Genomic DNA, 22,666 nt, shown 5'->3' with positions numbered 1-22,666 from the left:
ACCTAAACCAAGTACTCAAATAAGGTTTGATCTTTGTTGACTTCGATGAAATCAAATTTGTAGGCTTTTAATCGCTCAATCAAACTGGTGTAATCTTTTGCAGTTCCCAATTCGACACCGATCAATGCTGGACCACGTTCGCGTTCCGTTTTTTTGATGTATTCAAAACGCGTAATATCATCTTTCGGACCAAGAACTTCGGTAACAAGCAGACGTAAAGCACCCGGACGTTGTGGGAAGCGAACAATGAAATAATGCTTGATTCCTTCATACAAAAGCGACATTTCTTTGATTTCGCCCATGCGATCAATATCATTATTGCCACCGGAAACAATACAAACCACTTTTTTGCCTTTTATTTCTTCCTTGTGGAAGTCCAACGCAGCGATGGATAGCGCTCCGGCAGGTTCAGCAACGATGGCATCTTTATTATAAAGTTCTAAGATCGTTGTACAGATTTTTCCTTCGGGAACAGATTTTACGCTGTCCAGCAATTGACTGCTGATCGCAAATGGTAGTGCTCCAATTTTTTTAACGGCCGCACCATCTACAAATTTGTTAATGCTTTCTAATTCGATGGGCTCGCCATGATTCATCGCTGCCTGCATCGACGGAGCGCCTTCCGGCTCCACGCCGTATAATTTTGTTGCAGGCGCATGTTGCTTCATGTAGAAGCTTAAACCCGATGACAATCCACCACCGCCAATCGGCATAATTACTGCATCTACGTCCGGCAAATCTTCCAAAATTTCGACTGCAACGGTTCCTTGGCCTTCGATGATTTTAATATCATCGAAAGGAGGGATAAACGTCATATTGTGCTCGGATGCGTATTCTAATGCCGCCTTTTGGCAATCATCAAATGTATCACCGGTAAGCACAATTTCGATGTTACCATTGCCCCACATTTCTGTTTGCGTGATCTTTTGACGCGGAGTTGGGCCGGGCATGAAGATCACCCCTTTGATGTCTAATTTTTTGCACGAAAGTGCTACGCCTTGCGCATGATTTCCCGCACTTGCGCATACCACGCCATGCTGAAGATCAGCTTGCGACAGGCTGCTGATTTTATTGAATGCGCCACGTAATTTGTACGAGCGGACTACCTGCAAATCTTCGCGTTTCAGATAAACCTCCGCGCCGTATTGCTCGGAGAGGTGATGGTTGTATTGTAATGGTGTTCGGAAAACGACCTCTTTTATGCGTTCTTTCGCACGCAGGCAGTCGATTTCCAACGAGGATAAATTCATCGGTAGATTGATTTTATGTTTAAGTGACGAATTATTTGACTAAGCTCAATAAATCCTCGTCAACAATGTCTTTTTTCGCATCCGCTAAAGCAAGGAAACGTTCGTAAGTATCCGACAAAGCTTCTTTATCTAGGTTGTATCCTAAACGCTCCAAATGATGCTTCAATGCGTGACGGCCTGAACGCGCAGTCAAAATAATTCCTGCTTCATCCAAACCAACATCCTCCGGACGAATGATTTCGTAGTTTTCGCGATGTTTCAAGAAACCATCTTGGTGGATTCCTGAGCTATGTGCAAATGCGTTTTTCCCAACGATTGCTTTATTCGGCTGTACCGGCATGCGCATCATGGAGCTTACTTTTTGCGAAATTGCCGTAAAAAGCTTGCTGTTGATATTCGATGTTAATCCAGGGAAATGCGCAGCATGTACTTTTAATATCATCGCTACTTCTTCCAATGAGGTGTTTCCGGCACGTTCGCCAATTCCGTTGATGGTGCATTCCACTTGGCGTGCACCATTTTGAATGGCGGCGATAGAATTGGCTGTTGCCAATCCCAAGTCGTTGTGACAATGTGCCGAGATAATCGCTTGATCAATGTTCTTTACATTTTCTTTCAAGTACTTGATCTTTGCGCCATATTGATCCGCTAAACAATATCCGTTGGTGTCCGGAATGTTGACTACCGTTGCGCCAGCAGCAATAACGGCCTCAATCATCTGCGCCAAATAAGGTAAATCTGCTCTTCCTGCATCTTCTGCGTAAAACTCAACATCTTCGACGAAGCTTTTCGCATGCTTCACCGCACCGACCGCACGGCTCAGAATTTCTTCGCGTGTGCTATTAAATTTATATTTAATGTGCATGTCCGAAGCACCGATTCCGGTATGAATTCGCGGACGTTTCGCATATTTTAGCGCATCTGCGGCAACGGTAATATCGTTTTCGTTAGCACGTGTTAACGCACAAATAATAACATTATCTACCGCTTTGGAAAGCTCTACCACAGATTGAAAATCTCCTGGACTTGAAACTGGAAATCCAGCTTCAATAATATCTACGCCCAAAGTTTCTAGATCTCTAGCAATCTCAATTTTTTCCGGCGTAGTTAATTGACATCCGGGTACTTGTTCCCCATCGCGTAGCGTGGTGTCGAAAATATATAAATGATTAGGATCGTGTAACATAATGTTCAAATTTTAGTACTGTACAGTATATGTTTAAATCGGTTACTTCTTATTTCAAAAACGCTAACACCTTAGCGCCCATCGCTGCTGTGCCTAGAATGTGATCTGCTGGCGTTGTTTTGTCTGCAATATCGGAGGTTCTCCAACCTGCTTTCAACGTTTTGTCGACTGCATCGGTTACCGCTTTCGCTTCATCTTGCAAACCAAATGCGATATCCAACATCAAAGCTGCTGATAGGATGGAAGCTAATGGATTTGCTTTGTCTTGACCAGCGATATCATGCGCTGATCCGTGGATTGGTTCGAAGAATCCGGTGCCATCACCAATTGATGCGGAAGCCAACATGCCCATAGATCCGGCAATTTGCGAAGCTTCGTCGGTTAAGATATCACCAAACAAATTAGCTGTCAAAACAACATCGAATTTCTTCGGATTCTTTACCAATTGCATCGCTGCATTGTCGATAAACATGTGTTCCGTTTCTACATCCGGATATTCTGCCGCAATTTCTTGCACCACTTCTCTCCAAAGGCGTGAAGTTTCTAAAACATTGGCTTTATCTACCGAGCAAAGTCGTTTCCCGCGTGTTTGCGCTGCTTCGTATGCTTTACGGGTGATACGTTCTACTTCGTAGCGATGGTAATTCATCAAATCGGACGCAAACGTGTTATCCTGATTACGTAGTTTCTCGCCAAAATATACATCGCCCGTCAATTCACGGAAGAAAAGGATGTCCGTTCCGCGCAAGATTTCAGGTTTCAAGCTGGACGCATCCAACAGCTCGTCGAACAATAAGATGGGACGAAGATTGGCGTACAAGCCCAATTCCTTACGGATTTTAAGTAATCCTTGTTCCGGACGAACTTTTGCCGAAGGATCATTGTCGTATTTCGCATGGCCGATTGCGCCAAACAAGATCGCATCAGAAGCTTTAGCTTTTTCCAATGTTTCATCGGGAAGTGGATTTCCAGTTGCTTCAATCGCAGTATGTCCCATGATTGCATCTTCGAACACAAATTCATGTCCAAATTGCTCCGCAATTTTTACCAAAACTTCTTTTCCCCAAGCCGTAACTTCTTGTCCGATTCCGTCTCCCGGGATGATCAATATATTTTTTTTCATGCGTGTTATCTATTTATGTGCTCTGTCGGATCAATCATTTTACGCGTAAAATGCCTGTCACCAATCTAAGCTTCTTGTTCTACTGTTGTTTCTTTAACGGACTTTATTGCTCCGTTAAATACGATATGTCCTTTTTCCAAAAGCAAACGATGATCAATACTTTTTGGCAATTGACTTTCGTAATGTCCGACGTAGAGCAATGTTTTACCATATTGGCATAATTCATCGACGACGTCGTTAAAATATTGCGTTTGCGATTGATCCAAACCTTGGCACGGTTCGTCCAACACCAGCAAAGGTGGATTCTTAATAATGGTGCGAGCAAGCATCGCTAAGCGCTGTTTTCCCAAAGCTAATGTTTGCAACAGGTCGTTTTTCACTTCCGTTAGCTCAAAGAAATCCAGCAGTTCATTCACTTGCTGTTTTTCCCGATAGGAAATATCGGAAAACAATCCAATGCTATCGCGCAGACCGGAAGCAACGGTTTCCCAAACGGTTGCCGTTTGATCGAAATACCAATGCATTTCGGGAGAAATCAAACCGATTTTCTGCTTAATATCCCAAATGCTTTCGCCTGATCCACGTTGGTTGCCAAACAAGCGAATATCATATCCATAAGCTTGCGGATGGTCGGCATTTATTAAGCTTAGCAGAGTCGATTTCCCGGATCCGTTATGCCCTTGAACTACCCATCTTTCTCCGCGATCAATTTGCCACGAAATATCGGAAAGCACCGTCTTGTCGCCGTAGCGAACGTTTACATCTTTTAGACGAACAATTTCGGAGCTGGAAAGCGTTGGTTCTTCCTTCAAAAATTCCGGTAGATTTTTCGCTTCGCGAACTTCCGCTGGTGTGAAATGAAGCGGACTTTCCACTTGCTTAAGCTGTCCATTCTCTATCACCGCAAAGGCGTTGATGCACTGAGGAAGATTTGTGTCGTTCGTCAGTAAAATAAGATGAGTTCCTTTGTCGGAAAGATCGTTGAAGCAATCATTTAATGCAGATCGAGTCGCTTTATCCAATCCCGTATATGGTTCATCGATAACGAGCATCGCTGGACGTTGCCAAAATGCTTTAACCAGCTGCATCTTTTTATGCTCGCCGCTAGAAAGCGCAATAAGCTGTGCATTTAATTGATCGGTTAACCCCAAAGCTTCCATCAAAGGCAGTGAATCTTCGAGCAGAAGGTTGGCATCCTTAGCGAAGTTTGCCAAATCGCTCTTTACGGTTTGCGTATCTTTTCGTTGTTGTGTGTTGTAGCGTTGCTGATAATAGAAATTTCTATCGCCTTCCAAATTCGTGAATTGATACCAGCTTGGTACGTAAAGTACTTTTCGTTCTGGCGTATTCAAATCGATGGAACCTTGATAGGAAACCTGTCCGGCGATGGCTTTCGCCAATGTGCTTTTTCCAGAACCACTTTTCCCACCAATTGCCCACTGCGAACCTGTTGAATAAATCCACTCCAAATCCTTCAATACGGTTTTTTGGCCATATTGAACAGAAAGATTTTGTATGTGGACGAAAGGTTTAGACATAACTGAAAGGACGATTCTTTTCGAATTCTTCTATTTCATTGGTATGGCTCAATATGAAATCGATATCGTCATAACCATTGATTAAGCACGATTTTTTGTAAGCGTTGATTTCGAATGTGAACGCTTCGCCCGTTTCGGCAATAGTTACGGTTTGTGCTTCTAAATCTACCACCAATTCGGATGCTGGATTTTCGAATGTTGCTGCGAATACTTTCTCTAGAAACGCTTCAGGAACTTGAATTGGAAGAACGCCGTTGTTTAGGGCATTTCCCTTAAAAATATCTGCGAAGAATGAACTGATAACCACGTCGAATCCGTAGTCTTGAATAGCCCACGCAGCGTGCTCGCGGGAAGATCCGCAACCGAAATTTTTCCCGGCAACCAATATTTTGCCGCTGTAAGTAGGATCGTTCATCACGAAGTCGGATTTCGGTTGGTTTTCACCATCGAATCGCCAATCGCGGAATAGGTTGTCGCCAAATCCTTCGCGCGTAGTTGCTTTTAGGAAGCGCGCGGGAATGATTTGGTCGGTGTCAATGTTTTCAATCGGTAGAGGTACTACCCGAGAACTTAATTTTTCAAATTTTTTCATTTCTAATGCAATTGTGGTCATCCGTGTAGGATGACCATTTTTTAGATGCAGGCAATCGCATTTGAAATGCCCATCATCCTTATTCGTTTAGGATTTTTTCCTTTTCTTTTTCAAATTCTGCTTTCGTGATCACTTCCTCATCCAACAATTGTTTAAGATCACGTAATCTTTTTGCTTTTGAATCACTCGCATTTGTTAGCGCTTCTTTCTTTTCCGGCGTTCCGCCAACAGGAAGAAGTTCGTACGTACGGCTGTCTTTGTATTTCATCGTCCATAAAAATGGAAATAAAAGGAATACACCTCCGATGATTGCTCCAACATCTGCTTTTTCACTTCTAGAGAACGAAGAATAAAATGTTTCGTAACCCTCCTTTTCAAGTTTGACATCATTACTTGATCCTACAATCTTGGTATCCTTGTAAGAAAATGGTGTCATTCCAACATACTCCTCGTTGATATACAACTTAGCGTTTGACGGATTGGACTGAATCATCGTTTTACTCGCGCAGCTAGCAAACAAGATCGACGTAGAAATAGATACGGCAGCGATTTTTTTAAAAGAATGAATGGTCTTCATTGTTCAAAATTTAATGTTAAATGATAATCTATAGTTAATTATATATTCTCGCCGAAGGTACATTTTATTTTGTTAACTCAAACGACGTAAACGATTATCATTTTACAAGCTTGAACGGTTAAGCCAATTCCAACTCCGCCTCCTTGTTTAAAAATTCACGAACATCCGTAATCTTTCCGGTAATCGCTGCTGCAGCGGCGGTCAACGGACTTGCCAGTAACGTGCGTGCATTCGGTCCTTGACGACCTTCGAAATTTCTATTCGATGTTGAAATACAGTATTTGCCTGCCGGAATTTTATCTTCGTTCATGCCTAAACATGCCGAGCAACCCGGTTCGCGTAGAATAAATCCAGCACTTTCCAAAACCTTATCGATGCCTTCTTCTTTCGCTTGCGCTTCCACTTGCTTCGATCCGGGTACAATCCAGACTTCCACGTGATCTGCTTTGCGCTTTCCTTTCACGAAATCGGCTACCTCGCGTAAATCTTCAATGCGTGAGTTAGTGCAGCTTCCGATGAAAACATAATCAATATCGCGTCCCAAAAGCGGTTGATTGTCTTCAAATCCCATGTACGCCAATGCTTTCTTGTATGATGGGCGTTCGGATTCCGGTTGTGCTTCCGTCGCAGGAATATGTTCGGTTACGCCCATTCCCATGCCTGGGTTTGTACCGTAAGTCAGCATCGGCTCAATATCTTCTGCCGCGAATTCCAATACGGAATCAAATTGCGCATCTTCATCGGTGTACAAGGTTTTCCAGTACGCTAATGCCTCATCCCATTTTGCATCTTTCGGTGCGAATTCGCGTCCTTTAATGTAATCAAATGTAATGTCATCCGGAGCAATTAATCCGCCACGCGCACCCATTTCAATGCTCATGTTGCAGATGGTCATGCGCGCTTCCATGCTCAACGCACGAATTGCCGAACCTGCATATTCAATGAAATATCCCGTTCCGCCAGCTGCCGAAATTTTGGCAATGATATATAGAATAATATCTTTTGCACTTACGCCAGCACCCAACGTACCATTCACTTCAATTTTCATGGTTTTCGGTTTCTGTTGCAACAAACATTGCGTAGCAAAAACCTGTTCCACTTGTGATGTTCCGATTCCAAAAGCAATTGCGCCAAATGCACCGTGTGTTGACGTGTGACTATCGCCACAAACCATGGTTTTCCCCGGAAGTGTTATTCCCAATTCCGGACCAATCACGTGTACAATTCCTTGATAAGGATGCCCCAATCCGTAAAGCTCCACGCCGAATTCCTTTGTGTTTTTGCTTAGCATATCCACCTGATAGCGCGATAGCTCTTCCTTAATTGGCAAATGCTGATCTACTGTCGGAACGTTGTGATCTGCTGTCGCTACGGTTTGATTTGGTCGCAATACGGGCAAATCTCTTTTGCGCAAACCATCAAACGCTTGCGGAGAAGTAACCTCGTGAATCAAATGCGTGTCGATATATAGGATGTCGGGAAAGCCCTCTTGCCTTTTCACTACGTGTGCATCCCAAATTTTTTCTACTAACGTTTTTCCCATTATACTCTATCTCAAATTGTGGTATTGTAGATACGGGATAAATTGATATTTTCTCAATTTATCCCGCGATGTCTCTATCAAAATTACGAAAATTTTAATGGATTATCTGTTTTTCAGCCTTACGCCGTTTTAATTGTTTTCATAGCCTTCATCGCCTTACGTAGCTCACGTCCAACGATTTCCACTTGGTGCTTGCGCAATTTTTCGTTGATCGCTACCAATTTCACGTTGTCCACAGCGCCATCTTTGCCTTCGTTAAAATTCTTTCCAACAACATCGGTATCAATGGATTTCATGAAATCTGTTAACAATGGTTTACAAGCTTGATCGAACAGATAACATCCGTATTCTGCGGTGTCGGAAATAACGCGGTTCATTTCGAACAATTTCTTACGCGCGATCGTATTTGCGATAAGAGGTGTTTCGTGCAACGATTCGTAATAAGCACTTTCTGGTTTGATACCTGCTTCTACCATCACTTCGAACGCCAATTCTACTCCGGCACGAACGAAAGCCACCATTAATGTATAATTGTCGAAGTATTCTTGCTCGTTGATTTGAACATCGCCAGCTGGTGTTTTCTCAAATGCTGTTTCGCCTGTTTCTGCGCGCCATTTCAAAAGATTCGCATCGCCGTTTGCCCAGTCTTCCATCATCGTTTTGCTGAACTCACCCGACATAATATCGTCTTGGTGTTTTTGGAATAATGGACGCATAATATCTTTCAACTCTTCGGACAATTCGTAAGCTTTCACTTTTGCAGGATTGCTCAAACGATCCAACATACCGCTCACACCGCCGTGTTTCAACGCTTCCGTGATTACTTCAACGCCATATTGTACCAATTTAGAAGCGTATCCGGCATCGATTCCTTTCTCCACCATTTTATTAAACGATAGGATAGAACCTGTTTGCAACAATCCACAAAGGATGGTTTGTTCACCCATTAAATCAGATTTCACTTCAGCAACGAAAGATGATTTCAATACGCCAGCTTTATGTCCACCTGTACCAACACAGTACGCTTTTGCTTCAGCCCAGCCTTTTCCTTGCGGATCATTTTCTGGGTGAACGGCGATCAACGTTGGTACGCCAAATCCACGAAGGAATTCTGCACGAACTTCCGAACCTGGAGATTTTGGAGCCACCATGATTACTGTTAAATCTTTACGTACTTGTAATCCTTCTTCCACGATGTTGAAACCGTGCGAGTATGATAGCGTAGCGCCTTCTTTCATCAAGGGCTGTACCGCATTTACCACATTGGTGTGTTGCTTATCTGGCGTAAGATTAATCACTAAATCTGCCGATGGAATCAATTCTTCATACGTGCCCACTACAAAATTATTGTCGGTCGCATTTTTCCAAGAATCTCTTTTTTCTTCGATGGCTTCCTTACGCAACGCATAAGATACATCTAAACCGCTATCGCGTAGATTCAAACCTTGGTTTAAGCCTTGTGCTCCAGCTCCTACGATCACAATCTTTTTGCCTTTTAGGGCTTCTACGCCGTCACTGAAATCTGCTAAATCCATAAATTCAGCTTGACCTAATTGGGTTAATTGCTCTCTAAGCGATAGGGTATTGAAATAATTTGCCATTGTTTTTTATTTATATTTTTTGATATCAATTGGGTTAGTTTATTATTCGTTTTTGTGCGATGGCGTAGCCAAAATGCAGGTTGTCATGTCCGGCCGTGGTAACGATCACATCTTCAATGCGCGGCAATTGCGATTGATATGTGGATGTTTCGAACGCTTGAAAGCCGGAGAAAAAGTTTGCTTCGTAATCTTGTTGTAGTTGGTCGATTGTTTCCAGCGCTAAGCGTTTTAGATCGTCTACTTCTTCCTGCGAAACAAAATATTCGGGTTTGCTGCCTTTAATGTATCCAGCCAAATAACTGATTTGACTAAGATCAGGCCGTACGCCCGAACGAGCATAACACAGCGCTTGCGTGGAAACGACGATATGACCGAAATTCCATATCATATTGTTGTTGAAGCCTTCTGGAATTTCGTTAAGTTGTTCCAATGTCAAGCCATCTAAGAGCGCTATGAAAGCGCGTCGTGTATCTCGAATAAAATTAAATACTTCCATCATAACGTTTTCCATTTACATCGTGAATACGCGATCTTGCTGATCTAAGAACTCATTTTCTACTACATCCGGTGACGGCTCGCGTTGCTCAAATTGTTTTATTTTTTGGTGGAATCCAGCGCTATCTTTAATAATTGCTATTCGCGCTCCGCGGACAAACTCAATCAAATTATATTTGGTTAATTCTGCCGTTAATCGGTCGATTTCCTCGCGGTGTCCCGCCGTTTCAAACACGATGTAATCGTTTCGGATAACCACGGCACTAGCACCATATTGTCTCAACAACCTTTCCACGTATGCTTTTTCCGCAATCACATCCGCTGGTACTTTGTACAAAGCTTGTTCTTGCCAAATCAATTCGTCGTTGGTGTTGTAATACGCTTTTAAAACTTCCACCTGTTTTTCGATCTGGCGACAAAGTTTGCGTACCACTTCTTCGCTTTCGCTGATGACAATCGTGAAACGGTGTATTCCATCCACCTCTGAAGGTGATGTATTTAAACTTTCGATGTTGATTTTACGGCGGGAGAAGATGATCGAAATACGACTGATCATCCCTATGGAGTTTTCCGTAAATGCGGTTATCGTGAATTCTTGTTTTTCCATTGTACTTAATTTAAGAAGTAAGAAGTAAGAAGGAAGAAGTGAGAAAGCCGTTCTGACTTTTAATTTCCTACTTCTGGCTTGTAACTTCTATTTTTTTTGTCCTAACTATTATTGCCACCAGTATTCTGATAAGCTCATCCGTTTCTTTCAGTAAGGAGTTAATATTTTCTGATTGTTCTTCCGTTACTAATGTTTCTTTAATAAGTTTTAACCAATATTCCGTTTCGTTGGCTGACTTCAAAGCTATGATATGAAATTTCAAAAAGTCGTTTTTAGAAGATCCCGCTTTTCCTTCTGTTATATTTGCACCGATAGACGTAGCACTTCTTATCAATTGGTCGAATAAAGAATGGTAAATGCGGTTGAATTTGAAGTCCTTAACGAAAAGAACTACGCTTTTGGAAAATTCAAAAGTTCGATCTTTAATGTCATATATCTTTCTTTCGCTCTCCATTTCCAATTTCTTACTTCAAACTTCTCACTTCTAACTTTATACTTCAATTCTACTTCAACCTTATCTCGGAAACCGAAGTGCCTTGCGCTACCATCGGGAAAACATTGTTTTCTTTTCCAACCATTACTTCCAGTAAATAAGCCCCCTCATGATCCAACATGGTTTTAAGCGCTGATTTTAAATCTTTGCGTTCAGAAATCTTATTGCCATCGATGTAGTAACCTTTTGCTACCGCGACAAAATCTGGACTGGTGATGTCAACGAAAGAATAGCGACGTTCGTGGAAAAGCTGTTGCCATTGGCGAACCATTCCTAAAAATTCGTTGTTGAGAATCAAAATTTTGACTTTAGCGCCGAACTGCATAATTGTTCCTAATTCCTGAATCGTCATTTGAATACCGCCGTCGCCGATGATCGCGACCACATCACGATGCGGTGCGCCGTACCAAGCACCAATTGCGGCTGGTAATCCGAATCCCATCGTTCCTAATCCACCCGAAGTAACGTTGGAACGGCTTTGGTTGAATTTCGCGTAGCGGCAGGAAACCATTTGGTGCTGACCAACATCAGTAACGACAATTGCGTCGCCATTCGTCAGTTCATTCAACGTTTTCAATACTTCGCCCATCGTCATGACGTCGCCTTGCGGATTCAGTTCGTCGTGGATTACTTCTTTGATCTCCGTTTGTTCCAATTCGCGGAATTTAGCAAGCCAAGTGCTGTGATCTTTCACTTCTAAAAGTTCGGTAAGCAATGGAAGCGTTTCCTTACAATCGCCCCAAACCGGTACCGTAGATTTTACGTTTTTATCGATTTCTGCCGGGTCAATATCTAGATGAACGATTTTGGCCTGCTTAGCGTACTTATCCAATCGTCCCGTAACACGGTCATCGAATCGCATACCAACGGCAATCAAAACATCGCATTCATTGGTCATTACGTTCGGTGCATAATTTCCGTGCATACCAAGCATACCCACATTCAGCGGATGATCGGTTTCCAAAGCACTTAATCCCATGACTGTCCAAGCGGCAGGAAAGCCCGATTTCTCAATAAAGGCTTTAAACTCTTGTTCCGCTTTTCCGATGATCACGCCTTGTCCGAAAAGCACAAATGGTTTTTTAGCTTGATTGATCACTTCCGCTGCTTTCGCGATATATTCGTTGCGTACAACGGGAGCAGGACGATAACTGCGGATATGATTACATTTTTTATATCCTAAATATTCGAATAATTGTAGCTGAGCATTCTTCGTAATATCTACCAAAACAGGTCCAGGACGGCCGGTTCTTGCGATATAGAAAGCTTTAGCCATGACTTCAGGAATTTCGGTAGCATCGGTTACTTGATAATTCCATTTAGTGACCGGAGTCGTGATGTTGATCACGTCGGTTTCTTGAAATGCATCAGTACCTAATAGCGCGGCGAAAACTTGTCCGGTAACACAAACAATCGGGTTACTATCGATCATCGCATCTGCCAAACCGGTGACGAGATTTGTTGCACCCGGTCCGCTGGTAGCGAATGCTACACCGACTTTTCCTGATGTACGCGCGTAACCTTGTGCTGCGTGAATACCGCCTTGCTCATGGCGGACGAGAATATGTTTTAGCTTCTCATTGTAATCATACAAAGCATCATAAATGGGCATAATCGCACCACCTGGATAACCGAAAATGGTATCCACGCCTTCGTTAAGTAAGGCTTCTAGCACCGCTTGCGAACCGCTCAATGTTGTGCTGGTTGCGGTTTCCTTTTCTAACTCCGTTTTTTCTAGTGTACTCATCGTTTCTAAGTCAAAAGTCAATTAGTATTGAGTAGTTAGTATTGAGACGTCTTCACAGTTTCTAATTTTTAATTTTCCCACTTCCCACTTCCCACTTCCCACTTCTAATTTGTTATTTTTTACAAATCTGTCACGCAACCTTCGGAAGCATCTGCTACCGTTTTGGCGTATTTATATAAAACTCCTTTGCTCACTTTTAACGCCGGTTGTTGCCAGCGCGCTCGACGTGCAGCAATTTCTTCGTCGCTTAATGCCACGTTGATGGTATTGTTTACTGCATCAATTACAATCTGATCGTTATCTTCGATCAATCCAATTAATCCGCCGTTGTAGGATTCTGGGGTAATGTGACCAACTACAAAACCATGTGTTCCGCCGGAGAATCTACCATCGGTGATTAATGCTACGGATTTACCTAAACCTGCGCCAATAATTGCGGAAGTAGGTTTCAACATTTCCGGCATGCCCGGCGCGCCTTTTGGTCCCGAGTTGATAATTACTACGACATCGCCCGGTTTCACCCTTCCGGAGGAGATTCCCTGAATCAAATTTTGTTCACCATCGAAAACACGTGCAGGTCCTTCGAAACGTTCTCCTTCTTTGCCGGAAATCTTCGCTACGGAACCTTTCTCCGCAATGTTTCCGTACAAAATCTGTAAATGTCCGGTTGCTTTAATCGGTTCGCTCAATGGCTTGATGATCGGCTGGTTGTAATCCATGATGGATTTTACATCTGCTAGGTTTTCTGCCACTGTTTTTCCGGTAACGGTTAAGCAATCGCCATGAATCAATCCTTCATCCAATAGAAAGCGCATGACTGCAGGAATTCCTCCGTATTGATGCAAATCTTGCATCAAGTATTTTCCACTTGGTTTAAAATCCGCCAAAACTGGCGTTTGATCGCTCATACGTTGGAAATCATCTTGCGTAATATCAACGCCAACAGCCTTTCCAATAGCAATAAAATGTAGCACAGCATTCGTACTTCCGCCCAAAATAACAATCGTACGCAACGCATTTTCAAATGCTTTACGCGTCATGATATCGGATGGCTTAATATCTTTTTCTAATAGAATACGGATGTACTGTCCAGCGTCTAAACATTCTTGCTTTTTCTCCACGCTCACTGCGGGATTGGAAGAAGAATACGGCAAGCTCATTCCTAATGCTTCAATTGCTGAAGCCATGGTATTTGCGGTGTACATACCGCCGCAAGCGCCTGCGCCTGGACAGGTATGCTTAATAACGCCTTCAAAATCCTCATCAGAGATGTTTCCGCAAATCTTTTGTCCTAAAGCTTCAAAAGCGGAAACAATATTTAATTCTTCTCCTTTATAATGTCCTGGAGCAATCGTACCTCCGTAAACCATCAAAGAAGGTCGATCCAATCGTGCCATCGCCATAATTGCACCCGGCATATTTTTGTCGCAACCCGGAATAGCAATGACGCCATCATAATATTGTCCGCCGCAAATCGTCTCAATGCTATCCGCGATAACATCACGACTTACCAATGAATAGCGCATTCCGTCCGTTCCGTTGCTCATTCCATCGCTTACGCCGATGGTATTGAAAATCAGTCCGACAAGATCTTCCGACCAAACACCTTTTTTAACTTCTTTAGCCAAATCGTTCAAGTGCATGTTGCAGGTATTACCATCGTATCCCATGCTAGCAATTCCGACTTGCGCTTTTCCCATGTCCTGATCAGTTAGGCCGATGCCATATAGCATTGCCTTCGCGGCAGGTTGGGTTTCATCCTGTGTGAAAATGCGGCTGTATTTATTTAATACTTGTCCGCTATCAGATGATGACTTCATAATTCTCTTGCTCTAATACTAATTTCTTGTATGTACGTTGTATGGATGAACCTATCGTGTTTTCCCAATCTTCAGGATAGGTCGTGTTATCTATTCGTTGGATGCCGATGATACCTGCAGCTGTTCCACATAAGAATGCGCTATCTGCAGCAAGAACATCTTCAATCGTTAGCGTCTTTTCGACGATGTCGATATTCAATTCTTTGCAAATAGCAATGACTGTCTGTCTAGTAATGCCTGGAAAGGCATTATCTAATGGTGGTGTGTATAATTTGAAATCTTTCTCTATGAACAAATTCTCGCTGGAAGCTTGGGCTACAAAACCATCTTGATCCAACATCAATGCTTCATCAAAACCTTGTTGGATAGCATCACTCGTCGCGCGTATTGCATTGATATATTGTCCGGAAATCTTGGCGTCGATTTGAAAAGCATTGGAATCCGGTCGGCGGATAGACGAGATGCAAACATTTAGTAGGTTTTGTCCAAGAAATGGTCCCCATTCCCAAGCTGCAATGACAATATGGGAAGCTGATGCAGATGTTAAATGCATATTAGAACCTGAAAATACCAAGGGACGAATATAGGCGGCTCGGAGATTGTTACGCTCCAACAGCTCGTAAGCGCTTTCCGACAATTCGCGCGTAGTCCATGTAAAAGGTAGGTTTATCGCTTCGCAGGATTTTTTTAAGCGTTCGAAATGTTCTTCCGCTTTGAAGATACGCGCGCCGTTGTGCGTAGCGTAGGCGCGAAGGCCTTCAAAAGCACCATATCCATAATGCAACGCTTGTCCGAAAAAGTCGGTACCGGCTTCATTTGCTTTCACAAATTCTCCATCTAAAAAAATGTAGGTGTCGTGGTTGTAATATTGCATAGCTTCCAAATTGTGGTAAACCTTTCTTTTCGTTTTGGTAAGTTAGCGCGAATCCAATTATTGTGCAATAGCTAACTTCGGAAAATTAAAAAAGGTTTTTGTTTCGTTTATAGCACTTGTTAGGTATTTAAGTTTAAAATTTAAATTTAGCACAGAATATAATTCTGTTGTTGGTAGACTAATATTAAATGTAGTCTACTTTTTGAAATATGACTTTTTTTGCTAGTATGTCTGATTTCTTCCTGAAAACATCGAGATCATCGATCTACATAACAAAAAAAGCCTCCTAAAACATCACGTTTTAGGAGGCTTAACTGATGCAGGGTTTACCGTTATTGTTTATCCACAACAATACCTTCAGCCAAGACAGTAATTACATTATCTTTTGCTTCTACTACACCACCATTAATTTGAAAAACTTGTTCTGCTGTACCTGTATTAATAATTACCTTACCATCGTCCAATGTAGATACAATAGCAGCGTGGTCTTTCAAAATTTGAAAAGAACCCGCACTACCTGGTACTGTAACTGCTGTTACATCCCCTTCGTATGCTAACTTGTCTGGAGTTACGATTGTCAACTTCATATTATACAATTATACCGCTTCAGCTAATAGTTTTTTACCTTTTTCGATCGCATCTTCGATGGTACCTACTAAGTTGAATGAAGCTTCAGGATATTCATCTACTTCACCATCAATGATCATATTAAATCCTTTGATCGTATCCTTGATATCTACCAACACGCCTTTTAAACCAGTGAATTGCTCTGCAACGTGGAAAGGTTGTGATAAGAAACGTTGAACACGACGTGCACGAGTTACTGTCAATTTATCTTCTTCAGACAACTCATCCATACCCAAGATAGCAATGATATCTTGTAATTCTTTGTAACGTTGCAAAATTTCTTTTACACGTTGAGCCGTATTATAGTGCTCATCACCCAAAACTGCAGGAGATAAGATACGAGAAGTAGAATCCAATGGATCCACCGCAGGATAGATACCTAGCTCAGAAATTTTACGAGATAATACCGTAGTTGCATCCAAGTGGGCAAATGTAGTTGCCGGCGCCGGATCCGTCAAGTCATCCGCAGGAACGTAAACCGCTTGTACAGAAGTGATGGAGCCGTTTTTAGTAGATGTAATACGCTCTTGCATCAAACCCATTTCTGTTGCCAACGTTGGTTGGTAACCTACTGCAGATGGCATACGACCCAATAGTGCGGATACCTCAGAACCTGCTTGTGTAAAACGGAAGATGTTGTCGATAAAGAAAAGTACATCACGACCTTGACCTTCGCCATCGCCATCACGGAAATATTCTGCAATCGTCAATCCGGAAAGTGCTACACGTGCACGCGCACCTGGAGGCTCATTCATTTGTCCGAATACGAAAGTACATTTTGATTCTTTCATTAATTCGTGGTCCACTTGATCCAAAGGCCATTCGCCTTTTTCCATGCTTTCCATAAAGTGATCGCCATATTTAATAATGCCCGATTCCAACATCTCACGAAGCAAATCGTTTCCTTCACGAGTACGCTCACCTACACCAGCGAATACAGATAAACCACCGTGTCCTTTTGCGATGTTGTTGATAAGCTCTTGAATCAATACTGTTTTACCTACACCAGCACCACCGAACAAACCGATTTTACCACCTTTAGCATAAGGCTCTAGCAAATCGATTACTTTAATACCAGTAAAAAGTACTTCTGTTTCTGTCGATAAATCTTCGAAACGAGGAGGTACATTATGGATACTACGGCCATTGTCTTTCTCCACATTTTGGATACCATCGATCGCATCACCAACCACGTTGAATACGCGACCTTTGATTGCTTCACCTATAGGCATTTTGATTGGCGCTCCAGTATCAACTACTTTCATACCACGAACTAAACCTTCGGTAGCATCCATCGCGATGGTACGAACACGTTCTTCACCTAGGTGTTTTTGAACTTCTAAAACTACGCGCTGACCATTTTCTTTTTCAATGTACAGAGCATCAAAAATTTTTGGAAGATTTTCGTTGTCGGCGAAGTTGACGTCAACAACCGGACCGATAATCTGCGCTATTTTACCAATATTGGGCATATTAATAGGACTAAATATAATTATTCATTGATATACAGTCACTTCTGTAGTGATGTATTTTGGTTTGCAAAAATAGCTTTTATCCGTTGAAAACCAAAACTTAAAAAAGAAAATTCGTTGAGTTATCGCATTAATAGGAATGCAGCCCAAATAGCAAGGAGGCTGCTCAACACGCTACTAAGAATATAGAGCAATGCGGTGAACGATTGTCCGGATTGTAACAGCGTCAAATTTTCAGCCGTGAAGGCAGAGAAAGTAGTATATCCTCCGCAAAATCCCGTCATCAATAGAAATCGCCATTGCTCAGCTTGTTCGCCGCTTTTGCTAGCAAAGGATAAAACGATTCCTGCTAAAAAGGATCCGACAATATTTACCGCAAACGTTCCCCAAGGAAAAGCCGAAGGCAGGTATCTGTTGACACCTACAGTCGTTAAAAAGCGGAGAATGCTGCCTGCACCTCCGCCGATACCTATGAGAATCAATGTGCGAAACATAATTGATTCGATTTTTTCTTGAAGCTAATGCTTAAGAATTTCTTTTTAATTGTTCGTCCAAGAGCTGACGTTTCAAAAGTTGCTCTTTTTCCATCGATTTCTTTTTGAATGCTTGCAGTTCTTCCTGCAATTCTTCTACGGTTTTCTTATGTTCTACGGTGTCGATCTTCGACTTTTTGAAAGCGAAGAAACTCGCAATAAAGGCAATGGCAAAAACAAAAATTAATGCCCAAACCATCGTATGGTAACTGCTTTTTTGAAAATCAATTCCTAAAAAAGAAATGCTGTCCGTACGATCACGTTCTACGCGTAAATCACCTTCCAAAGTAGATACTGAATCGCGTAAGCTTTTTGTCGTCGCAACGGAAGAAGAGTTTGCTTGATTGATGTCAGCAATTTCTTTCTTCAAACGATTAATCGTGTCCAGCGTATTCTTCCGAAGGATCTCCAAATTGGTTTTACGGATCAACTTGGTGTCGGCATCCTGACTACGCGACAGCGTATTAATAAAATAAAACTGCGAGTCAACGGCTCCTTTTAATGCGTACGGTAACATGGGCCTGTTTTGGCTAAAAGAAAATAATACGCAAAAAAAGAAGGCGGTAGAAAAAAATGCTTTAGACATAATTCGAAAAACGTTGTTGATATTTTATATGTTGACTCAATTTTAGGCATAATATTGTACATACGCAAGATTTGTATTTTATTTCCCACCATCAAATTCGTACCTTTATTAAGGTTTTCAACCAGCAAATTATAAACTTTATGATAGATAAAACAGTGTCTAATGCACTGGAAGCCATCCGCGACGTGCAGTCCGGAATGACCATCGCCTTGGGTGGTTTTGGCCTTTGCGGCATTCCAGAAAATTTAATTCAAGCGTTGATCGATCGTAACATTACTAACCTAACCTGCATCAGCAACAATGCCGGTGTGGATGACTTTGGTTTGGGCTTATTACTTCAACGCAGGCAAGTGAAAAAGATGATAGCATCTTACGTTGGCGAAAACGCGGAATTTGAACGGCAGATGTTAAGCGGAGAATTGGAGGTGGAATTAGTTCCGCAAGGAACGCTGGCAACACGTTTAATGGCAGCGGGCTACGGAATGCCCGTCGTTTTTACCCCTGCCGGTGTGGGAACCGAGGTTGCTGAAAGCAAAGAAGTGCGTCGTTTTACTTTTCAAGGTGTAGAAAAAGATTACCTCATGGAGCATGCTTTTGAGCCCGACTACGCTTTTGTAAAAGCTTGGAAAGGCGATCGCATGGGGAATTTGGTTTATCGCGGAACAGCTAACAATTTCAACCATGCGATGGCGATGTGCGGAAAAATCACGATTGCGGAGGTAGAAGAATTGGTAGAGCCGGGTGAGTTGGATCCGAATTATATCCATACGCCAGGCATTTTCGTTCACCAAATCTTCCAAGGCGAGCGATACGAGAAAAGAATAGAACAACGCACATACAGCAAACAAGAAAACTAAAAGGCAATGCAAAACAACAACAAACGGGTATTTATAGTTGCAGCGAAAAGAACGCCAATCGGTGGGTTTGGCGGAACATTATCCAGTTTATCCGCACCAAAACTTGGCGGTAAAGCGATCGAGGCAGTAATCACAAGTAGCGGAATTGCTGCTAGAGAAGTGAACGAAGTGTTAATGGGAAATGTTTTGTCTGCAAACGTCGGACAAGCGCCGGCACGACAAGCATCTAAGCAAGCGGGGTTGCCGGATTCTATTCCGGCTACCACCATTAATAAAGTATGCGCGAGCGGTATGAAAGCGATCTCCATTGGCGTACAGCAAATTTTGCTTGGCGATGCGGATGTCGTTGTCGCCGGCGGAATGGAAAGCATGAGTCAAGTGCCATTCTACGATAATGCGGCACGTTGGGGAGCGAAATATGGCCATCAGCAATTGATCGATGGCTTGCAGAAAGACGGATTAACGGATGTGTATTCGGATCAAGCCATGGGAAACTGTGGGGAAAGTTGCGCTTCGAAATACAATATTAGTCGGGAAGATCAAGATAATTATGCCATATCATCTTACGAAAGAAGTGCAAAAGCATGGGATTCCGGCAAGTTTGCTAATGAAGTGGTGAACATTACCATTTCCGGTAGGAAAGGGGATGTGGTGATTTCTGAGGATGAAGAATTCCGCCAAGTGAAAGTAGATAAGATTACGCAACTACATCCATCATTTCAAAAGGACGGAACGATTACAGCAGCAAACGCGTCTACATTAAGTGATGGCGCGGCAGCGGTATTGCTTGTCTCCGAGGAAAAGCTGAAGGAGCTGGGCTTAACGCCTTTGGCCGAAGTGATTGCTTATGCAGATGCGGAGCAAGATCCGGAATGGTTTACAACTACGCCAAGTATTGCTACGGAGAAGGTGTTAAAAAAGGCTGGATTGAACATTGGCGAAATCGATTTTTTCGAATTCAACGAAGCATTTTCGGTGGTCGCATTGGCAAATGCTCAAATTCTTGGACTGGATACCGAGAAAGTGAATGTTTATGGCGGAGCTGTAGCACTCGGACATCCGCTAGGTTGTAGTGGTGCACGTATCGTGGTGACATTGACGAGTGTTCTACAACAAGAAGGTGGTAATTATGGTTTGGCAGCAATTTGTAATGGCGGTGGCGGCGCCAGCGCAATGATTATCAAAAAATGCTAAGGTTATGTTAGATAAATATGGAATTGCGAAACGCATCGCTAAGGAAGTGCAGGATGGCTATTATGTAAATTTGGGAATTGGTATTCCAACCTTGGTTGCCAATTATATTCCTGATGATATTGATGTTGTTTTGCAGAGCGAGAATGGTCTGCTTGGTATGGGGCCGTTTCCTTTTGAGGGGGAAGAAGATGCAGATTATATCAATGCGGGAAAGCAGACCATTACCACATTGCCGGGTTCGGCATTTTTCGATTCTGCGATGAGTTTTGGAATGATTCGATCCCGAAAAGTCGATCTGACGATTTTGGGAGCGATGGAAGTTTCTGAAAATGGTGATATCGCCAATTGGAAGATTCCAGGGAAAATGGTGAAAGGAATGGGTGGGGCAATGGATTTAGTTGCAAGTGCGCAGAATATTATTGTTGCGATGCAGCATGTCAATCGACAAGGCGAATCAAAATTGTTGCCAGCTTGTACGTTGCCGTTGACCGGGCTTCGGTGTGTTAAAAAGATCGTTACTGAATTAGGAGTGTTTGATGTTATTCCGGACGGTGGTTTTAAAATCGTGGAACTACATGATGGTGTCACGCTTGATCAGGTTTGCGTCAGCACCAAAGGAAAGTTGGTTGAATGATGAGTGTTGAGATGTGCGTATCTAGATGATAGTGGTTAGTCGTGAGAATTGATATTCTCACTTCTCATTTCTTAATTTTAAATGCGGACTAAACCTCGGAATCCGCGTGCTCCATAATAGGATTCTGCTCCGTTGTGGTAAATAAATACGCGGCCAAATCGGTAATCGCCGAACAATGCGCCGCCACGATCGCGCACGGTTTTCGGTGTTTCTATCCAGCTGGACGTTTTCTGATCAAACGGTCCAACTTCTTGGAGCTTTTTGTAAAGTTCTTCATCCAACAATTCAATGCCCATTGCTTTTGCGGTTTCTACCACATTGCCTGCCGGTTTATTTTGCTTTCTAGCATCTAGTGCGGCTTGATCATAACACAAACTTCGACGATCTTTCGGCGTTTCTGCTGCGCAGTCGCAAAAAATAATAGCTCCATTTTTGGTGTCCGTTCCGATCACATCGGGTTCGCCGCCCGTTTCCTCCATGGCCAGTAAGGCGGAAAGTTGCTTGTCCGATGCAGCGTTTAACTTTTCTTGCACCTGCTCCCATATAATGCCTTCATGTCGTTTTGGAAATTTTTCAAAACGTTGTTGTAATATCGTAAATAGGTCTTGTTTTTGGTCGTCCGTCCACTTTTTCATAACGCTGGAGTTAAGCTTTATTGTTTTTTCTGGAAACCATTTCATTAATCCAAATGGGCGCGAAAGGGGAGGTGCAACCTTTAGAAACCGGATAATCGCGATAAACGCCGAGTTTCTCCCCAATAGAAAGTGCTTGTTCTCGGTAAGCTTCGTGATGGATTCCGATTTGCGCTAAAGCGGTATTCATTGTCCATTGTATTTCCGGCGCAGCGGAGCTCATGTTTTTCTCAATATCTTTTAGAATAACATCCAAGTTGATGTTTTCGGTATTTCTAGCTATAAACCCTGAAAGTAAATTCCATGCAGCGCGTTGTGCCCATTTGTTGTCGCTTTCAATCCATTGATCATACAATAAGCGTTTGTCTGTTCGATCTTTTAATAAATAAGCACTAAACCAATCGGCAACCTGAGAGAAATTGATCGTTCGAACCATTTCATCCACTTCATCCAAACTCAATTGTTTGGGATTAACAATTAAAGTCGCCAGTAACTGCGCATCAGCAATCCCCGTTTCCCATAAACTTATCGCCAACTGTTTGTCTTTTTTCGTGGATTTTGCAACCTGACGAATATCACCCAATTTGACACCATATTGATTTGTTGCACCGTATTTTGTGTTGTGCGCATAAGTGCTTTCGTTGCTTAGCGAAGCTAAATGATCTAATATCTCTTGCATAGGTTA

General features: G+C 42.6%; 23 protein-coding genes. 3 read left to right on the top strand and 20 right to left on the bottom strand.

The genetic code is table 11. The annotated features are described in order from the left end of the window. Positions 1–2: 2 nt before the first annotated feature. From ilvA to ACFSQ3_RS14965, 18 genes are all read right to left on the bottom strand, one after another. Positions 3–1,250, bottom strand: coding sequence for a threonine ammonia-lyase IlvA (gene ilvA, locus ACFSQ3_RS15050; protein ID WP_380870401.1), 1,248 nt, complete (start codon positions 1,248–1,250; stop codon positions 3–5). Between the two features lie 31 nt (positions 1,251–1,281). Continuing rightward, positions 1,282–2,436, bottom strand: a complete 1,155-nt coding sequence (locus ACFSQ3_RS15045; RefSeq protein WP_380870400.1) for a 2-isopropylmalate synthase — start codon at positions 2,434–2,436, stop codon at positions 1,282–1,284. Positions 2,437–2,485: 49 nt separating this feature from the next. Beyond that, positions 2,486–3,559, bottom strand: coding sequence for a 3-isopropylmalate dehydrogenase (leuB, locus tag ACFSQ3_RS15040; RefSeq protein ID WP_380870399.1), 1,074 nt, complete (start codon positions 3,557–3,559; stop codon positions 2,486–2,488). 65 nt (positions 3,560–3,624) lie between these two features. After that, on the bottom strand, positions 3,625–5,097 hold the full coding sequence (locus tag ACFSQ3_RS15035) for an ATP-binding cassette domain-containing protein (protein WP_380870398.1): 1,473 nt from the start codon (positions 5,095–5,097) through the stop codon (positions 3,625–3,627). Next, entirely contained in the window at positions 5,090–5,689 is a 600-nt protein-coding gene (gene leuD, locus ACFSQ3_RS15030; protein ID WP_380870397.1) for a 3-isopropylmalate dehydratase small subunit, read from the bottom strand. Before leuD ends, ACFSQ3_RS15035 begins: the two co-directional genes overlap by 8 nt. Positions 5,690–5,768: 79 nt before the next feature. Next, positions 5,769–6,266 (bottom strand): PEGA domain-containing protein, encoded by a 498-nt coding sequence (locus tag ACFSQ3_RS15025; protein ID WP_380870396.1) that lies wholly within the window; start codon positions 6,264–6,266, stop codon positions 5,769–5,771. Between the two features lie 118 nt (positions 6,267–6,384). After that, complete coding sequence (gene leuC / locus ACFSQ3_RS15020; protein ID WP_380870395.1) at positions 6,385–7,809, bottom strand: 3-isopropylmalate dehydratase large subunit; 1,425 nt, start codon at positions 7,807–7,809, stop codon at positions 6,385–6,387. 119 nt (positions 7,810–7,928) lie between these two features. Continuing rightward, positions 7,929–9,410 carry a ketol-acid reductoisomerase gene (gene ilvC / locus ACFSQ3_RS15015; RefSeq protein WP_380870394.1) on the bottom strand — a complete coding sequence of 494 codons (1,482 nt, stop codon included), beginning with the start codon at positions 9,408–9,410 and terminating at the stop codon, positions 7,929–7,931. A 34-nt stretch (positions 9,411–9,444) separates the two neighbouring features. Beyond that, positions 9,445–9,909 carry a DinB family protein gene (locus ACFSQ3_RS15010; protein ID WP_380870393.1) on the bottom strand — a complete coding sequence of 155 codons (465 nt, stop codon included), beginning with the start codon at positions 9,907–9,909 and terminating at the stop codon, positions 9,445–9,447. Positions 9,910–9,921: 12 nt separating this feature from the next. Beyond that, a complete protein-coding gene (gene ilvN, locus ACFSQ3_RS15005) occupies positions 9,922–10,512 on the bottom strand; it encodes an acetolactate synthase small subunit (protein WP_380870392.1) in 591 nt (196 codons plus the stop codon). 67 nt (positions 10,513–10,579) lie between these two features. Further along, positions 10,580–10,966 (bottom strand): four helix bundle protein, encoded by a 387-nt coding sequence (locus tag ACFSQ3_RS15000; RefSeq protein WP_380870391.1) that lies wholly within the window; start codon positions 10,964–10,966, stop codon positions 10,580–10,582. 49 nt (positions 10,967–11,015) lie between these two features. Next, positions 11,016–12,752: a biosynthetic-type acetolactate synthase large subunit gene (ilvB, locus tag ACFSQ3_RS14995; RefSeq protein ID WP_380870390.1), complete on the bottom strand. Its 1,737-nt coding sequence runs from the start codon at positions 12,750–12,752 to the stop codon at positions 11,016–11,018. A 119-nt stretch (positions 12,753–12,871) separates the two neighbouring features. Then, entirely contained in the window at positions 12,872–14,572 is a 1,701-nt protein-coding gene (gene ilvD, locus ACFSQ3_RS14990) for a dihydroxy-acid dehydratase (RefSeq protein WP_380870389.1), read from the bottom strand. Then, the gene (locus ACFSQ3_RS14985) at positions 14,556–15,446 is read right to left on the bottom strand and encodes a branched-chain amino acid transaminase (protein WP_380870388.1); all 891 of its coding nucleotides are present in this window, start codon (positions 15,444–15,446) and stop codon (positions 14,556–14,558) included. The genes ilvD and ACFSQ3_RS14985 overlap by 17 nt, the downstream gene beginning before the upstream one ends. Positions 15,447–15,778: 332 nt before the next feature. Further along, the gene (gene atpC, locus ACFSQ3_RS14980) at positions 15,779–16,033 is read right to left on the bottom strand and encodes an ATP synthase F1 subunit epsilon (protein ID WP_380870387.1); all 255 of its coding nucleotides are present in this window, start codon (positions 16,031–16,033) and stop codon (positions 15,779–15,781) included. A 9-nt stretch (positions 16,034–16,042) separates the two neighbouring features. After that, entirely contained in the window at positions 16,043–17,545 is a 1,503-nt protein-coding gene (gene atpD, locus ACFSQ3_RS14975; RefSeq protein WP_380870386.1) for a F0F1 ATP synthase subunit beta, read from the bottom strand. Between the two features lie 122 nt (positions 17,546–17,667). Next, positions 17,668–18,039, bottom strand: a complete 372-nt coding sequence (crcB, locus tag ACFSQ3_RS14970) for a fluoride efflux transporter CrcB (protein WP_380870385.1) — start codon at positions 18,037–18,039, stop codon at positions 17,668–17,670. A gap of 31 nt (positions 18,040–18,070) precedes the next feature. Further along, positions 18,071–18,595, bottom strand: coding sequence for a hypothetical protein (locus ACFSQ3_RS14965; protein WP_380870384.1), 525 nt, complete (start codon positions 18,593–18,595; stop codon positions 18,071–18,073). 209 nt (positions 18,596–18,804) lie between these two features. On the opposite strand from ACFSQ3_RS14965, the gene ACFSQ3_RS14960 reads away from it, so the two are divergent. The 3 genes from ACFSQ3_RS14960 to ACFSQ3_RS14950 are packed head-to-tail and all read left to right on the top strand — an operon-like array spanning position 18,805 to position 21,349. After that, positions 18,805–19,521, top strand: coding sequence for a CoA transferase subunit A (locus tag ACFSQ3_RS14960; RefSeq protein WP_380870383.1), 717 nt, complete (start codon positions 18,805–18,807; stop codon positions 19,519–19,521). 6 nt (positions 19,522–19,527) lie between these two features. Continuing rightward, positions 19,528–20,715 (top strand): acetyl-CoA C-acyltransferase, encoded by a 1,188-nt coding sequence (locus ACFSQ3_RS14955; RefSeq protein ID WP_380870382.1) that lies wholly within the window; start codon positions 19,528–19,530, stop codon positions 20,713–20,715. 4 nt (positions 20,716–20,719) lie between these two features. Next, complete coding sequence (locus tag ACFSQ3_RS14950; RefSeq protein ID WP_380870381.1) at positions 20,720–21,349, top strand: 3-oxoacid CoA-transferase subunit B; 630 nt, start codon at positions 20,720–20,722, stop codon at positions 21,347–21,349. A gap of 77 nt (positions 21,350–21,426) precedes the next feature. On the opposite strand, the gene ACFSQ3_RS14945 is transcribed toward ACFSQ3_RS14950, so the two are convergent. Together ACFSQ3_RS14945 and ACFSQ3_RS14940 are read right to left on the bottom strand one after the other, a co-directional pair. Then, positions 21,427–21,984, bottom strand: a complete 558-nt coding sequence (locus tag ACFSQ3_RS14945; protein ID WP_380870380.1) for a DUF4256 domain-containing protein — start codon at positions 21,982–21,984, stop codon at positions 21,427–21,429. A gap of 10 nt (positions 21,985–21,994) precedes the next feature. Next, on the bottom strand, positions 21,995–22,660 hold the full coding sequence (locus ACFSQ3_RS14940) for a DNA alkylation repair protein (RefSeq protein ID WP_380870379.1): 666 nt from the start codon (positions 22,658–22,660) through the stop codon (positions 21,995–21,997). Positions 22,661–22,666: the final 6 nt, after the last annotated feature.

This window comes from Sphingobacterium corticis, assembly GCF_042684745.1.
GTDB lineage: Bacteria > Bacteroidota > Bacteroidia > Sphingobacteriales > Sphingobacteriaceae > Sphingobacterium > Sphingobacterium corticis.
Note: the sequence above shows the minus strand (reverse complement) of the source record. Positions and strands in the feature narration are given on the sequence as shown.